The sequence below is a fragment of the Pseudomonas sp. AB39(2026) genome (assembly GCF_059831485.1).
Map to the genome: position 1 here is coordinate 1,506,468 of NZ_CP195212.1, position 13,992 is coordinate 1,520,459.

Here is a 13,992-nt window from a genome sequence, read left to right on the forward strand (position 1 = left end):
ATTAACCCGGCGCCATGGGGCGGAAGACAGTAGCCAGGCGCTCACTGCTGGCCTTTAGGCTTTCATTGTCATGCAGCCCTTGGCGCAAGTAATGCACCAGTTGAGGGTGCAGGTTGATCGCCAGGTCCGTCTCTCGATCACCGCCAGGCACATAGGCACCCACGCTGATCAGGTCTCGGCTCTGCTGATAGCGAGACCAGAGCTGCTTGAATTGCTGCGCCTGAATCATGTGCTGCGGTGTGACCACTGACGGCATCACCCGGCTGATAGACGCTTCAATATCGATAGCCGGGTAATGGCCTTCTTCGGCAAGGCGCCGGGACAGCACAATATGGCCATCCAGTACCCCCCTCGCAGAGTCCGCAATAGGGTCCTGCTGATCGTCGCCTTCGGACAGCACGGTGTAAAACGCCGTGATAGAACCTCCACCCGCTTCGGCGTTGCCGGCCCGCTCTACCAACTTGGGGAGTTTGGCAAACACCGAAGGTGGGTAACCCTTCGTGGCGGGAGGCTCGCCAATGGCCAAGGCAATTTCGCGCTGGGCCTGGGCATAGCGCGTAAGCGAGTCCATCAGCAGCAGAACATTTTTGCCCTTGTCCCTGAAGTACTCAGCAATGCGAGTGCAGTACATGGCCGCACGCAAGCGCATCAGTGGCGCTTCGTCGGCAGGCGCCGCCACGACCACCGAACGCTTCAGGCCCTCAGGTCCCAGAATATGCTCGATGAACTCCTTAACTTCCCGCCCGCGCTCGCCAATCAGGCCCACCACAATGATTTCCGCCTCCGTGAAACGGGTCATCATGCCGAGCAGTACGCTCTTGCCCACCCCGGTACCGGCGAACAGGCCCAGTCGCTGACCACGCCCTACCGTCAACAAGCCGTTGATGGAGCGAATGCCCACGTCCAGGGGCTGGCTGATAGGGTCACGGTTAAGGGGGTTGATGGTAGGGCCATCCAGCGGCACCCAATCTTCAGCCCGCATACGCCCCTTGCCGTCCAAGGCGCGCCCGGCGCCGTCAAGAATGCGGCCGAGCATGCTCATGCCCATGGGCAACCGGCCGGTATCCGCCAGTGGCACCACGCGTGCACCTGGAGCAATGCCTGCTGCGCTGCCCACGGGCATCAGAAACACCTTGCTGCCTGAAAACCCCATGACCTCCGCTTCTACCTGAGACGCATGGTAGCTGTCGTCATTGATGACCATGCAGCGCGTACCCATGGCGGCGCGCAGCCCCTCTGCTTCCAGGGTAAGGCCCACCATACGGATCAGCCGCCCCTCCACCACCGCCTGGCGCGGCAAATCCACCGCAGGGGCGTAGGTGCTCAGGCGGCTTGCGAAGCTTGTGCGATCAAGTTGCATCGCTGGTCTCCAGCGTCAGGTGCAGGTCAGCCTCAGCCGGGTGCATGCCTTGTTCGTGCAACTGGTCGAACAACAAGGCTAAGGCTTGGGTAATACGGGTTTCCACGGTGCCGTCAATGCGGCTGTGCTCGCTTTCCACACGGCAACCGCCAGGCATCAGTGCGGGGTCTTCCAGGATTTTCCAGTGTTCTTCATGGCGCTCCCGCAGGGCCTTGATCTGCTCGAAATCCTGGGGGTTCACAAAGATGCGGATGTTGTTGGCCCCCATCGGCAGTAGTTTCAGGGCCTCCTGAATCACCCGCTCGATTTGCGTAGACTCGATTTTCAGCTCTCGCTGGATGACCTCTCGTGCAATGTGGCTGACCAGTTCCACCAATGAGCGCTCGATCTGAGTATCCTGCTCGGCGATGGGCGCCATCAGGCTTTGCATCAAGGTCTCAAGCGTCGCCAGGCGTGCTGCAAGTGCAACCTCTGCCTCTTGGCGCACCTTGAGTTGAGTGGCGTGAAAACCATCCCGTTCACCCGCAGAGAAGCCCTCATTGTAGGCCTCCTGACGGATCGCTTCGACTTCTTCGAGCGTGAGGGGCTGAACCTCCTCAAGAGGCACTTCCTCACTTTCTACGAGGCTTTCGGGGTCTGGCTCAGGCTCCGGCACATGCGGGTCGAAACTGGGGAGCCGCCACACATCCACGCCAATCAGGTCCCTGGCACGGATAAGCTCGCTGACAGGTTCTTTGTTCGATTGGCTCATTTACATTTCCCGGCAAAATGATCGCAGCGTGTTAATCCGCGTAAGCGCACAGTAGCATGTGCGCGGTGCGATCCATGAACGCAAGCGGATTTTTACACCTGTCAGAGGCAGGTCGACCGGCATAGCACGGTCGACGGCGCACCCCTACAGGTCAGATCATTTCCTCGCCGCCTTTCCCGCCCAATACAATTTCTCCTGCCTCGGCCATTCGACGTGCAATGGTGAGGATTTCTTTCTGCGCTGTTTCCACATCGCTGACCCGTACCGGGCCTTTGGAATCCAGGTCATCACGCAGCAGTTCGGAAGCACGTTTGGACATGTTCTTGAAAATCTTTTCTTTGATGCCGTCGTCTGCGCCTTTGAGGGCGACCACGAGCACTTCGGAAGACACTTCGCGCAACAGGGCCTGGATGCCACGGTCGTCCACATCCTTGAGGTTGTTGAACACAAACATCAGGTCTTCGATCTGCACCGACAGTTCCGTGTCGATCTCGCGAATCGAATCCATGAGCTGCCCTTCCACCGAGCTGTCGAGGAAGTTCATGATGTCGGCTGCACGCTTGATACCACCCAGCGTAGTACGAGCCGTGGTGGAGTTGCCTGCGAACTGCTTTTCCAGAATGGTATTGAGCTCTTTCAAGGCAGCAGGTTGCACCGTGTTAAGGGACGACACCCTTAACACGATGTCCAAGCGGACCTTGTGGTCGAAGTGCCCGAGCACTTCGCCAGCCTGGTCCGGGTCCAGATAGGCCACTACGATTGCCTGGATCTGCGGGTGCTCATAGCGGATCACGTCGGCAACCGCACGAGGCTCCATCCACTTGAGGCTGTCCAGGCCACTGGTGTTGCCGCCCAGCAGAATACGGTCGATCAGGCCATTGGCCTTGTCTTCGCCGAGTGCGGACGTGAGCATCTTGCGAATATAGCCATCTGAGCCTACGCCCAAGCTGGTCTGGTCGCCCACAGCCGACACAAACTCGGTCATCACTTCTTCAACCTGCTCGCGGTGCACATTGCGCATCTGCGCCATGGCCACGCCCACACGTTGTACCTCTTTAGGGCCCATGTGGCGCAATACCTGCGCGGCATCGTTCTCACCGAGCGACAGGAGCAGGATGGCGGCCTTGTCGACCTTGCTCAGCTTGGGTGCAGTCAGTTGGCTACTCATCTGCGTTGATCCACTCTTTCACGACCTGCGCGACACGGCCCGGGTCTTCGGCCACAAGACTTTTGATTGCATTCAACTGGGCGTCATACCCTTCGGTTGGGCTCGGCAGCATAATGCTGCTTGGCCCACCCAGGCTGACCCGATCATCGGCCAGCTCCCCGCTCATACCTGTGAAGCTGCTGCCGCTGCCAGCCATACCACCGCCGCCACCTAGCCCGCCGTCACCCTCTACCGCCAACTGTTTGGATTTGCTGCCGCCTGTAATGTTGTTGAGCACCGGGCGCAGCACGCCAAACACCAGCAGCAAAATGAAGACAACACCCAAGCCCTGCTTGACCACGTCCCAGAACCAGGGTTGCTGGTAGAACGAGGGCTCCGCAATCACTTCGCCACGGTCAGGGCTGAACGGTGCGTTGATGACCGTTACGCTGTCGCCCCTGCTGGCGTCGAAGCCTACGGCATCCTGAACCAACCGCTGCAAGCGCGACAATTCATCGGCCGTCCACGGCGTATGTGTGATTTCGCCATTGGCTGCTTTGAGTTTTGCCTGGTCATCCACTACCACAGCCACCGACAAGCGGGTCAAACGCCCTTGTTGCTGGCGGGTATGGCTGATGGAACGGTCCAGCTCGAAGTTACGGGTAGACTGCTGACGTTTATCCGCCGGGTAAGGGGCCAGCATGGGCTGCCCAGTGGCCGGGTCCATGATCTGTTGACCGTTGGCATCCAGCAGCGGTTGGCCTGGCTGGATAGCCTGAGGCGCGCCCGCCGCTGCACCCCCACGCGTAGTCTGCGGTGCACTGGCTGGGCTCGGTGGCTGATTGCTCAGAGCGCCTGGTACGCCGCCATTGCTGCTGCCGCTGGACCGCTGCTCGGTAACGGACTGCTCGCTGCGCAGCGCAGGCTGGTCAGGGTTGAACTGTTCAGACGTGGACTCGACGGCACTGAAGTCCACCATGGCCGACACTTCAGCCTTGAACCGATCATTGCCAATCACTGGCTGCAAGATGCTCTGCACACGTTGGGTAAGCATGCTTTCCATACGACGTGTGTAATCGAACTGCTTGCCGGCCATGCTCAGTTCAGAGTTCTCACCCAAGTCGGACAACAACGTGCCCTTCTGGTCCACAACTGTCACACCATTGCGGTCCATTTCAGGCACGCTTGTGGCAACCAAATTCACGATCGCCATCACCTGACCTGGGTCGAGGGTGCGGCCGCCGTACATTTCTACCAGTACCGAGGCCGTTGGCTTGCGTTCGTCGCGAACGAATACCGAGCTTTTCGGGATAGCCAAGTGAACGCGCGCACCTTTTACCCCATTGAGGGCGGAGATGGTCCGTGCCAGTTCACCTTCCAGGCCTTGGCGGTAGCGGGCCGCTTCCATGAACTGGCTGGTGCCAAGCCCATGGTCTTTGTCCAGAATTTCATAGCCCGTATTGCCATCACCCTGCACAACGCCCGCTGAGGCGAGCTTGAGGCGGGCACGGCCGATGTCGTCTGCCTTTACCAGCAAAGCACCTGAATTCGGTTCGACCGTGTAAGGAATGTCTGCTGCCGCCAGGGTGTCAGTGACCTGTTTAGCGTCCATTCCCGACAAACTCGTCAGCAACGGCCGGTAATCCGGTTGCTGCGACCACAGCACCACAGCGAAGCCAATGGCCACGCTCGCGGCCAACCCTACCAGCAGGCCAACTTGCCGCAGCACGGGCATCTTGGAGATATTTTCCAGAAAGGCCATGCCAGGCACGGACTTGCCGCCTGCTGCCATGCCGGCCTTCGCTGGTACATTATCTGTCGTTGCTTCCGCCATGACCTAATCTGCCCTCAAACCGGCATTTGCATGATGTCTTGGTAGGCCTGAACCAGCTTGTTGCGCACCTGGGTCATAGCCTGGAAAGACACGCTTGCTTTCTGGGAAGAAATCATTACATCCGTCAGGTCCACACCGCTTTTGCCGATTTCAAAGGCATTAGCCAATTGACTGGCGGCTTGCTGGGTATCGTTCACCTTACCTACGGCATTGCCCAGCAAGTCAGCGAAGCTGCTGCCAGAGGTCGCCGTCACGGCCTGTGCTGCGGCGACCTTGGACGTGCCCATGGCCTCCATTTGCATGGAACGCATGTCCATCATCAAGCGATTGAATTCAACACCTTGGCTCATGGGCTGCTCTCCGGAACCTGCAAAAAATTGACGCTGAAACCGTCAGTTATTCTAGAGGTAGCAAGAGCGATGCCAACGGGCGTGGCGCACGGCAACTTGATCGACATGAGCCTGATAAATATGTGCAGGTGTGTGTTGTTTGAGCAACCCCCAAGCCAGAGGTTCGTTCAATAGAGGGCAACTGCTGAACGGCAGTTGTTTGGAAGCCGTGCGGGCGTGAGGGTCATTCGCCCGCTGGTGCGGGCTCCTACAGGTGGCACGCCGGAACGTGCCTTGTAGGAGCGGCCGCCAGGCCGCGAACGGAAGCAGGCTACTCGTCCCCCGCCTCATCCCCGTCACGGCGGCTCATGCCGTACTTGCGCATTTTCTCCACCAGCGTGGTGCGGCGAATGCGCAGGCGTTCGGCGGCACGGGCCACAATGCCGTTGGCATCATCAAGCGCCTGCTGAATCAGCCCCTGCTCCAATCCGCCCAAGTAGTCCTTAAGATCCAGGCCTTCAGGCGGCAGCAAGGCGCCGGAGGTGAAGTCCGGCGCATGGCCATTGATCGCTACGCGCTCTTCCAGATCGCTGCGCAGGCTGTCCACGAGCTGCTCGTCTTCGTCGTCCACATAGCGGAATTTCTTCGGCAACTCTGCCACGCCGATTACACCGTAGGGGTGCATGATTGCCATGCGCTCCACCAGGTTGGCCAGCTCGCGTACGTTGCCCGGCCAGGCATGACGGCAAAGCGACATGATGGCAGCCGAGTTAAACCGGATGGAGCCGCGCTTTTCATGTTCCATGCGCGAGATCAGTTCGTTCATCAGCAGTGGAATGTCTTCCACACGCTCGCGCAGCGGTGCCATCTCAATGGGGAAAACATTGAGCCGGTAGTACAGGTCTTCCCTGAAACTGCCGATTTCGATCATGCTTTCCAGGTTTTTGTGGGTGGCTGCAATGATGCGCACGTCGATGCTCTGGGTCTTGTTGCTGCCGACGCGCTCGAAGGTGCGTTCCTGAAGTACCCGCAGCAGCTTTACCTGCATAGGCAACGGCATGTCACCGATTTCGTCCAGGAACAGCGTGCCACCATTAGCCAGTTCGAAACGGCCTGCGCGGCTGGTAATAGCGCCTGTGAACGCACCCTTCTCATGACCGAACAGTTCGCTTTCCAGCAACTCGGCAGGAATGGCACCACAATTCACAGGCACAAACGGCGCATCGCGGCGCTTGGAGTGGTAATGCAGGTTGCGTGCGACCACTTCCTTACCGGTGCCTGACTCGCCAAGGATAAGAACGCTGGCATCCGTATCGGCTACCTGCTGCATCATTTGGCGTACGTGCTGAATGGCACGGCTGGTGCCCACCAGGCTACGGAACAGATTGGGTTCGCGTTGCCGACCGCGGTCACGGGCTTGGTCGTACATTTCCCGATACACCTGGGCACGGTGCAGGGAATCGAGCAGCTTGCTGTAGCTAGGAGGCATTTCCAATGTGGAGAGCACGCGACGCCGTTGGTCGTCGGGCAGGTCCACATGGGAGCTGTCGCCGAGCAGCAACACGGGCAGGAATTCGTCCCAGCCAGCGATCGTTTTCAAAAGCCCCGGCAGGTTGGCGGGCGCATTGAGCGTTCCAACCAGCACGCACAGCACTTCTCGGCTGGCTGCCAGGCCCTCGACAACTCGTTGCCAGTCCCCACTGCCACAGGGAAGGTTGTCTTCACCGAGGAAGCTCAGGATCACCGCCATGTCGCGGCGGCGAGCGCTATCGTCATCAATCAGCAGAATTTTCGTTTCACGCCACATGCAATAGCAACTTCCCTAGTCAATCCAATGCCCGCTACGGCGCCTGTCACAATGACTTGCCACCTCAGGGCGATATCCGTGAGACGCCGGAACCTGATAACCAGGCACTAGTAAAGTCAAAAACACAGGCACAGTCAAATTTATGGCGCATCTAAATTGGAAAAGTTTTCACATCACACCATGAACTTTTTCAAAGGCGCCGCCGCAGGCGCCTTGCTCAGGCGTTACGCAGCAGGCTTCAGGTAAAGAGGTGATACACCTTGCTGGCGGTATGGCCTTGGCGAACCTGCTTGAGTTCTTCCACTACGGCCTGGCGCTCGCCACGGCTGGCATCTACCAATTGATGATACAGCTTCAGCAGTGACTCCAGGCTATGACGCAAAATGGCGGGGTCCACGGTTACGCTGTCTAGCAACCCATCGAGGCAGGCCCGAATCTGCTGGTCCAGTGTGCCGATGGCGGCCCAGTCTTTCACGGCCAACGCTTCGCTAAGGGCCGCACGGGTATACTCGATGCGTTCCAGGGCACTCATGGTCGAGTCCTCGCGATTATTCCTGAGCAACATGGCCAATCGCATCCCAGCCAGCCTTGACAGTGATCATCAGGCGAGCAACCTCGTCGACGATGTTCGGATCGTTCTTGCGGTTAGCCTGAATCAGCTGCTTCATCATGTACGCGTACAGCTGGTCCAGCTTGGCAATGCCTTTCTTGTCTTCAGTCTTCTCGGGATCAAGCCCCTCCCGCAAGCCACCAATGATCTCGATGGCTTTGCCCAGCATCACACCCTTTTCAGCCACCTGGTTGCGAGCCATGGCCCCCTTGGCCTGGGCCAGACGGTCCAACACGCCTTCCATCAACATCTGCACCAGGCGATGTGGGCTGGCCTCGGACGCTTGCGCATGGGAGTTCACTTTCTGGTATTGGCGAAGCGCCTTCATCGGATGCATTGCGGTAAGCCTCTAAGGGTCAGGGCGAAAGTCTGTGGGACCGACAAGTCCCCATGCTCAGTTTATCGACATGAGACCGGCGAACTTTAGTGGATCACCAGAATGAAAAAACCCGGCAACCTGCAACAGTTACCGGGCAAAAGAAACAAATGGACAGGGTTAATCGCTGTTGGACTTGGTCATGGCTTCCAAGGTCTTGAGCACACTGCTACTGGTGGCATTGAGCTGCGCGACCAAGGTGTCCATGGCCGTGTACTTGGCCGTTAGAATGGCCGTGAGCGAGTCGGTTCGGCGGTCCAGGGTGGCCTGCTGGTCATCCAGGTCACTCAGCTTGGCATTGAGGGACTTCTGCCGGGTTTCCAGTACGCCGCCGGTCTGGGTATAGCCGTCAAGAATCCCGCTCATACGGGTGATCAACCCGTCCTTGCCCGTGAACAGGTTGGCCACGTTCCCGTACTGGGTGGTCATTGCCTTGTTCCACTTGGTGTCATCCAGGGACAGCAGGCCAGTGGTGGAGTTGGTGCCCACGCCCAGCTGGGACAGCACACTCAAGGAACCGCTGGTGGTGCTCACGCTCGTTAACGCACCGTGGATCTCCGCCACCAGCTTGCGCACCATAGGGTCACCGGTCAGCGGCCCGCTGGTGGTAGCGGCCGATGTACTGGTGCTGGAAGTAGCCCCCGTAGCGGTCACTTTGGTCTGGTTATTCACCACCGTCATCATGGTGTTGTAGGCGTCCACGAAGGTCTGGACGGATTTTTTCAACGTGTCGCTGTCGGACGCTACCGAAATTGTGGAGCTTCCAGCGCCTGTCAGGGTCAAGCTCAGGCCGCTGACCGCCGAGTTAATGGAATTGCTGCTGCTGGTCATTGCCAGGCCGTCGATGCTGTAGCTGGCATCTATGGGGCGATCGGTGATATAGCCTGCACTGCTGGTATTGGACGGATCAAGCTTGGCCGTACCGTCGATGGTCAGTTCAGAGATACCACTGGTAGAAATGTCCGAGCCGGCGCCGGTGGTGGTCGAGGTCAGCACCAAACGCGAGCCTTTAGCGTCCGTCACGATGTTGGCACTGATGCCGCTAGACGTCAGCGAAGCATTGATGGAGTCCCGCACGGTGCTCAAAGTGGCCCCTGAGCCCACTGTCACTGAATAGCTTTTGTCACCTTGGGTAATCGACAGCGTGCCAGAGCTGATGGCAGTGCTCGTACCACTGGTAAACAGCTGGCTCGATACTTTGGACGCCGTAGCGATCTTATCTACTTTCAGCGCATAGCTGCCGGTAGACGCGGTATTGTCAGAAGTCACCTTGGCTACGCTTTCCAGCGACGACGTCGAGGTAAGGCCCATAAAGGTGTTGGTGTTGTTCAGCGCAGCCGCGGCTGTCTGAAAGGCTGCCAGGGCGCTTTTCAAGCTGCCGATACCGGACAGCGTGGTATTGGTCGCGGATTCGGCTTTGGTGATCTGGGTCTGCTTGGGGCTGGTAGATGCTTTTACCAAGGCGCTGACAATCGCCGAGGTATCGATACCAGAGCCGACACCACTGACGGTAATACCGCCACTGGAGCTGACAGACGTGCTGGATGTAGTCATTCGTGCTCTCCTGTAGGCCTGGCCGCCGACATTCCGGCGGCCTGCCTTTCTTCACCGGAACATTACAAATTCCGTGCCCGACTCAAGCCTGCTCGTCGAACAGCAGGCTGTGGGGATCCTTCAAGCGTTGCGCCATCTTCAGCGCTTCCTCGGACGGCAGCTGGCGAATGACTTCACCGCTAGTGGTCGCCACGATTTTCACAACAACGTCGCCCGTGGTCTCGTCGATAGAGAAATCAAGGTTGCGCTGGTTGGAATCTACAAACGCTTGGATATCCTTCACCGCCTGCTCGACCTGATCACGCTCAACCTTGCCGGTGGCCGCCACATGGCCGCTTGCCTTTTTATCGGCGGCGGTCATTGTGGTATCCCCAGGGGTTGGCGCAGCCGCAGGTTTTGCTATGTCAAGCGTCGGTTTTACTGCACTGACACTCATGTCCATAACCATTACCTCAGGGTTAAAACAACGAAAGGGCACGCATCGCGCACCCCCTCGTCATTGGCCATCAACCGTTATTACTGAAGCAGTTTCAGTACAGACGACGGGATCTGGTTAGCCTGGGACAGGATCGCGGTGGAAGCCTGTTGCAGGGTTTGCTGCTTGGTCAGCTCAGCGGTTTCAGCGGCGAAGTCCACGTCCTGGATGGTAGAGCGAGAAGCCGTGGCGTTTTCGATGATGTTGCTGATGTTGCTGATGGTGCTTTCCAGACGGTTCTGCTTGGCACCCAGGTCGGCACGAGTGTTGTTCACAGAGTTCAGTGCGGCGTCGATGGCAGTAATGGCCGAGTCGATGGCGGTGTGCGCAGCGCTGACGTCCGAACCGGTGATGGCAACCGAGGCTACACCCAGGCCAGAGGCCGAAGCGTCCAGGCTGATGCCCAGGTCGATATGCTGGTCGGAACCGGTCATGGCGCCTACCTGGAACTGCAGGGCGGAAGCGGAACCGTCGAGCAGCTTCATGCCTGTACCGAAGGTGGTAGAGGTAGAGATACGGGTCAGTTCGTCGCTCATCTGGCCGAATTCGGACTGCAGGGCGGAACGGTCAGCCGAGCTGTTGGAGTCGTTGCGGGACTGAACAGCCAGTTCACGCATACGCTGCAGAATGCTGGTGGTTTCCTGGAGCGCGCCTTCAGCGGTCTGGGCGATCGAGGTGGCGTCGTTGGCGTTCTTGGTGGCGACGGTCAGGCCTTTGATCTGGGTGGTCAGGCGGGTAGCGATCTGCAGGCCAGCAGCGTCGTCTTTGGCGCTGTTGATTTTCAGACCCGAGGACAGGCGAGTCATCGAGGTTGCAGTGGCAGACGAAGCCTTGTTCAGGTTGTTCTGAACGGTCAAGGAAGCGATGTTAGTGTTAACGGTCAACGACATGACGAAATCCTCAGGGGGGAGTGATGTACTGGCTTCCGGCCCTGGCTGCGCCGGGTGTGGCCTAGAGAACCTACGTCCTAGTTATCGTCGCCTCTGTAGCTTGCTTGAGGGGCTTTTAAAGATTTTTTTCCAGTTAATTATTTTTTTCATTAAAAACAGCTACTTACGAATGTAAGAGCAGGCTGTTCAATGTTCAAAACTGTGACACTCTTGGCAATACTTCCAACAAGGCCACTAACTCGTACTGCAGATCATCGGCTAACCCTAGCCAGTCGTGAAGTTCCTGGCCGGAGAAAATAGAGACAACCAACGTATGCCAGGCTTGTTGAGTGCTCACAGGCGCTGTGGCAAACAGCAGTGAGGCCTGGTCCAGCAGGTCAACCATCTGCAGGGCCGCCTCCACCTCGCGGCCAAGCCTGAACAGGGTGCCACAGGCCTGAGCCTGCTCTATCAAGTGAGCTCGATCAGCCATGCACCAGGCCCTCGGCGAAGTGGGTGCCTGCAATGCTGGCGCCACTGCGGCTGGTGTTGAAGAACATAACCTGCGGATATTGAGCGATATACCGCTCCAGTTCGGTCAGGTAGCTGCGAAAGTTAAGCTGTGTCGGCACACGGTTTCCATGGCCGTCCAATACCCAGTGCCGGGCTTTGGCAAGGGAAGGCCCAAGGTCCCCATCGTTCCAGCCGGCATGGGTCTTGTTGTTGGGAAACGCAAAGTCTGCGCCAAACAGAGTGACCTGTGCGGCCCCCATCCGTACCGCCAGATCCACCGCCGGGTGAATCACGCTACCGCCACTGTGCAGCTCAGCCTTGGGCAAGTGTTGCCGCAGGCTGTCGTAGACCGGGCTGGCCGAGAGTGCCACCAATCGACGCCCTTGCCACTGTGCCAGCACGCCGCCGGGCACCAGGGGCATGTACACCAACGTGGTGGCTGCTGAACATGCTGCTGGAAGGTGGCGATCCGTGATGCGTTGGTCGATGCTCACCACAATGTCCGCCACAATGCCGTGCTCCAGCAGCGGCTTCCAGGCCGTATCGGCGCAAATCAATAGGGGCCGGTCCACCTGGGTACGGCTCTGGTAAAGGTGGTCAAAATGGTGCTCTAGCGTAGGCCCGGTGGCTATCACGTAGACACTTTTCCCTGCCTGCGTACCAAACAGCTGCGCCACATTGCCATCGTGTGCGACCAGCGCCTGGTTAGCCTCAAGCCGTTCGACCACCTCGGGATCCTGATACTGAAACGGGCGGTTGTTGAAGCTCAGGTGAAGCTCACTTACCAGCCGGTCACGTATTTTCGCGCAAGGGTCACTGGCCAGCACCAGCTCGGAGGGCATGGCCACAAAGGGAAGGCAGATTTCTGCCTCATCTTCGGCCAGAGCCAGCGTCAAACGGGGATCTGACAGCCAGGCGCGGTGATCGGCCACCTGAAGCACCAAGGCAAACACGGCCAAGTTAAGCAGGTGTACCTGTACCGCCTGCCACTGAGGCGAGGCCAACAAGACAATGGGCAGGTGCCCCAGGCCGGGCCCGTAGACATGAGCCACTAAGGCATCGTCAGGCAAGCTGCGGGCCTGCACCTGAGCCTCGGCCACAGGATCATGCCGGCTGGTGAGCTGAATCCCATTTACCCGCAGGGTTTGCACCTGCCCTTGCACCAGTTCGACCTGCAAGTGGCCCAGCGCCTGGTTTTCCAGCCGCTGGGCCAGGGCAGGCCAACGCTGTGCAATAACAGCCAGGTTATGGGGCAACAGATCAGTCATGCACACACTTCCGCGAAGGCCAGTTCAATCGCGGTAAAGGATAGCCGATCCCCAGGAGAGCCCTACACCAAAGCCGCTGATGGCTACGCGTTTCCAAGTGGCGTCGAACAGGTGCTTTTCCAGCAGCAACGGGATACTTGAAGAAACGGTGTTGCCCGTCTCGACCATATCTTTCACGAACTTTTCCGGGCTGGCTTCTTCAAAGCGGCGCGCGACCGCATCCACAATGGCAGCGCTGCCCTGGTGAATGCAATAGGCATCGATATCAGCCGCTGCGAGGCTGGAAGCCTCCAGCAAGGCATGCAGGTGCTGTGGCACTTTGAGCAGCGCAAAGTTGAACACCTGGCGCCCGTTCATGAAAAAGGTACCGTTCTCCACTTTCAGGTGGGGGGCGCCAGCGCCGTCAGTGCCAAACATGGACTTGCCCAGTTGCCAGGTGGCGCCCTCCCCCATCCAGGTGGCTGTAGCAGCATCACCGAACAGCATGGTGGTGTTCCGGTCTTCCGGGTCCACGATCTTGGAGTACGGGTCGGCCGTGACCAGCAGGCCGTTCTTCAAGCCAGCGGCTTCCATAAAGCCTTTGAGGGCATAGATACCGTACACATACCCAGAGCAACCCAGGGAAATATCAAAGGCCGCGATGGCGGTGGGCAGGCCCAGCTTGTCCTGCACAATGGCCGCCGTATGGGGCAAGCCCTCGGCGTCGCCGTTCTGCGTTACCACGATCAAGGCATCAATGGAATCGCGGGACAGCGAGGGGTTATTGGCGAACAAGGCGTTTACCGCTTCCACACACAAGTCAGAGGTTTCCTGCTCCGCGGCCTTGCGTGGCAAAAAGACCGAACCGATCTTGCCGAGAATGAAGTCTTCGTCCTTGCCGAATTTCGCACCTTGTTCGTAGTTGTCCAGGCCGGCAACCGGTACGTAACTCGCTATGCTCTTGATGCCAATCATCCTGGCTTCCCAAAAAATATTCGCTTGAAAAACGCGCTGCCCCCGGACGCAGCGCGTACGGGGCCTGGTCACACCTGGGGGCAGCAGCTAACAGGCAGCCAAGGCGCGCTTGATGCCCAAGATTACAATATTGTGGAGATGCGCA

14 protein-coding genes are annotated in these 13,992 nt (G+C 58.6%); all 14 read right to left on the minus strand.

Features of this window, described 5'->3' with window-relative positions:
• Position 1: 1 nt before the first annotated feature.
• The 14 genes from fliI to ACSAMW_RS06670 all read right to left on the minus strand — a co-directional run bounded on the left by fliI (position 2) and on the right by ACSAMW_RS06670 (position 13,847).
• Positions 2-1,360 (minus strand): flagellar protein export ATPase FliI, encoded by a 1,359-nt coding sequence (gene fliI, locus ACSAMW_RS06605; RefSeq protein WP_500593232.1) that lies wholly within the window; start codon positions 1,358-1,360, stop codon positions 2-4.
• Entirely contained in the window at positions 1,350-2,111 is a 762-nt protein-coding gene (gene fliH / locus ACSAMW_RS06610; RefSeq protein ID WP_500593233.1) for a flagellar assembly protein FliH, read from the minus strand. The genes fliI and fliH overlap by 11 nt, the downstream gene beginning before the upstream one ends.
• Positions 2,112-2,262: 151 nt before the next feature.
• A complete protein-coding gene (gene fliG / locus ACSAMW_RS06615) occupies positions 2,263-3,279 on the minus strand; it encodes a flagellar motor switch protein FliG (protein ID WP_168083527.1) in 1,017 nt (338 codons plus the stop codon).
• Positions 3,272-5,092, minus strand: coding sequence for a flagellar basal-body MS-ring/collar protein FliF (gene fliF / locus ACSAMW_RS06620; protein WP_500593234.1), 1,821 nt, complete (start codon positions 5,090-5,092; stop codon positions 3,272-3,274). Before fliF ends, fliG begins: the two co-directional genes overlap by 8 nt.
• Positions 5,093-5,106: 14 nt before the next feature.
• Positions 5,107-5,442 carry a flagellar hook-basal body complex protein FliE gene (gene fliE, locus ACSAMW_RS06625; protein WP_500593235.1) on the minus strand — a complete coding sequence of 112 codons (336 nt, stop codon included), beginning with the start codon at positions 5,440-5,442 and terminating at the stop codon, positions 5,107-5,109.
• A 310-nt stretch (positions 5,443-5,752) separates the two neighbouring features.
• Entirely contained in the window at positions 5,753-7,228 is a 1,476-nt protein-coding gene (locus ACSAMW_RS06630) for a sigma-54 dependent transcriptional regulator (protein WP_500593236.1), read from the minus strand.
• Positions 7,229-7,466: 238 nt separating this feature from the next.
• A complete protein-coding gene (locus tag ACSAMW_RS06635; protein ID WP_500593237.1) occupies positions 7,467-7,760 on the minus strand; it encodes a flagellar protein FliT in 294 nt (97 codons plus the stop codon).
• Positions 7,761-7,776: 16 nt separating this feature from the next.
• Positions 7,777-8,175, minus strand: coding sequence for a flagellar export chaperone FliS (gene fliS / locus ACSAMW_RS06640; RefSeq protein ID WP_500593238.1), 399 nt, complete (start codon positions 8,173-8,175; stop codon positions 7,777-7,779).
• 159 nt (positions 8,176-8,334) lie between these two features.
• Positions 8,335-9,768: a flagellar filament capping protein FliD gene (gene fliD, locus ACSAMW_RS06645; RefSeq protein ID WP_500593239.1), complete on the minus strand. Its 1,434-nt coding sequence runs from the start codon at positions 9,766-9,768 to the stop codon at positions 8,335-8,337.
• 82 nt (positions 9,769-9,850) lie between these two features.
• Entirely contained in the window at positions 9,851-10,210 is a 360-nt protein-coding gene (locus tag ACSAMW_RS06650) for a flagellar protein FlaG (RefSeq protein WP_168083520.1), read from the minus strand.
• A gap of 74 nt (positions 10,211-10,284) precedes the next feature.
• Entirely contained in the window at positions 10,285-11,133 is an 849-nt protein-coding gene (locus ACSAMW_RS06655) for a flagellin domain-containing protein (RefSeq protein ID WP_168081387.1), read from the minus strand.
• A gap of 193 nt (positions 11,134-11,326) precedes the next feature.
• On the minus strand, positions 11,327-11,605 hold the full coding sequence (locus ACSAMW_RS06660; RefSeq protein WP_500593240.1) for a hypothetical protein: 279 nt from the start codon (positions 11,603-11,605) through the stop codon (positions 11,327-11,329).
• Positions 11,598-12,893, minus strand: a complete 1,296-nt coding sequence (locus ACSAMW_RS06665; RefSeq protein WP_500593241.1) for a motility associated factor glycosyltransferase family protein — start codon at positions 12,891-12,893, stop codon at positions 11,598-11,600. Before ACSAMW_RS06665 ends, ACSAMW_RS06660 begins: the two co-directional genes overlap by 8 nt.
• 24 nt (positions 12,894-12,917) lie before the next feature.
• Positions 12,918-13,847, minus strand: coding sequence for a ketoacyl-ACP synthase III (locus tag ACSAMW_RS06670; protein ID WP_500593242.1), 930 nt, complete (start codon positions 13,845-13,847; stop codon positions 12,918-12,920).
• Positions 13,848-13,992 lie beyond the last annotated feature (145 nt).

Coding starts and splice junctions, on each gene's coding strand:
- fliI (WP_500593232.1), bottom strand. CDS start 1,360: ATGCAACTTGATCGCACAAGCTTCGCAAGCCGCCTGAGCACCTACGCC.
- fliH (WP_500593233.1), bottom strand. CDS start 2,111: ATGAGCCAATCGAACAAAGAACCTGTCAGCGAGCTTATCCGTGCCAGG.
- fliG (WP_168083527.1), bottom strand. CDS start 3,279: ATGAGTAGCCAACTGACTGCACCCAAGCTGAGCAAGGTCGACAAGGCC.
- fliF (WP_500593234.1), bottom strand. CDS start 5,092: ATGGCGGAAGCAACGACAGATAATGTACCAGCGAAGGCCGGCATGGCA.
- fliE (WP_500593235.1), bottom strand. CDS start 5,442: ATGAGCCAAGGTGTTGAATTCAATCGCTTGATGATGGACATGCGTTCC.
- ACSAMW_RS06630 (WP_500593236.1), bottom strand. CDS start 7,228: ATGTGGCGTGAAACGAAAATTCTGCTGATTGATGACGATAGCGCTCGC.
- ACSAMW_RS06635 (WP_500593237.1), bottom strand. CDS start 7,760: ATGAGTGCCCTGGAACGCATCGAGTATACCCGTGCGGCCCTTAGCGAA.
- fliS (WP_500593238.1), bottom strand. CDS start 8,175: ATGCATCCGATGAAGGCGCTTCGCCAATACCAGAAAGTGAACTCCCAT.
- fliD (WP_500593239.1), bottom strand. CDS start 9,768: ATGACTACATCCAGCACGTCTGTCAGCTCCAGTGGCGGTATTACCGTC.
- ACSAMW_RS06650 (WP_168083520.1), bottom strand. CDS start 10,210: ATGGACATGAGTGTCAGTGCAGTAAAACCGACGCTTGACATAGCAAAA.
- ACSAMW_RS06655 (WP_168081387.1), bottom strand. CDS start 11,133: ATGTCGTTGACCGTTAACACTAACATCGCTTCCTTGACCGTTCAGAAC.
- ACSAMW_RS06660 (WP_500593240.1), bottom strand. CDS start 11,605: ATGGCTGATCGAGCTCACTTGATAGAGCAGGCTCAGGCCTGTGGCACC.
- ACSAMW_RS06665 (WP_500593241.1), bottom strand. CDS start 12,893: ATGACTGATCTGTTGCCCCATAACCTGGCTGTTATTGCACAGCGTTGG.
- ACSAMW_RS06670 (WP_500593242.1), bottom strand. CDS start 13,847: ATGATTGGCATCAAGAGCATAGCGAGTTACGTACCGGTTGCCGGCCTG.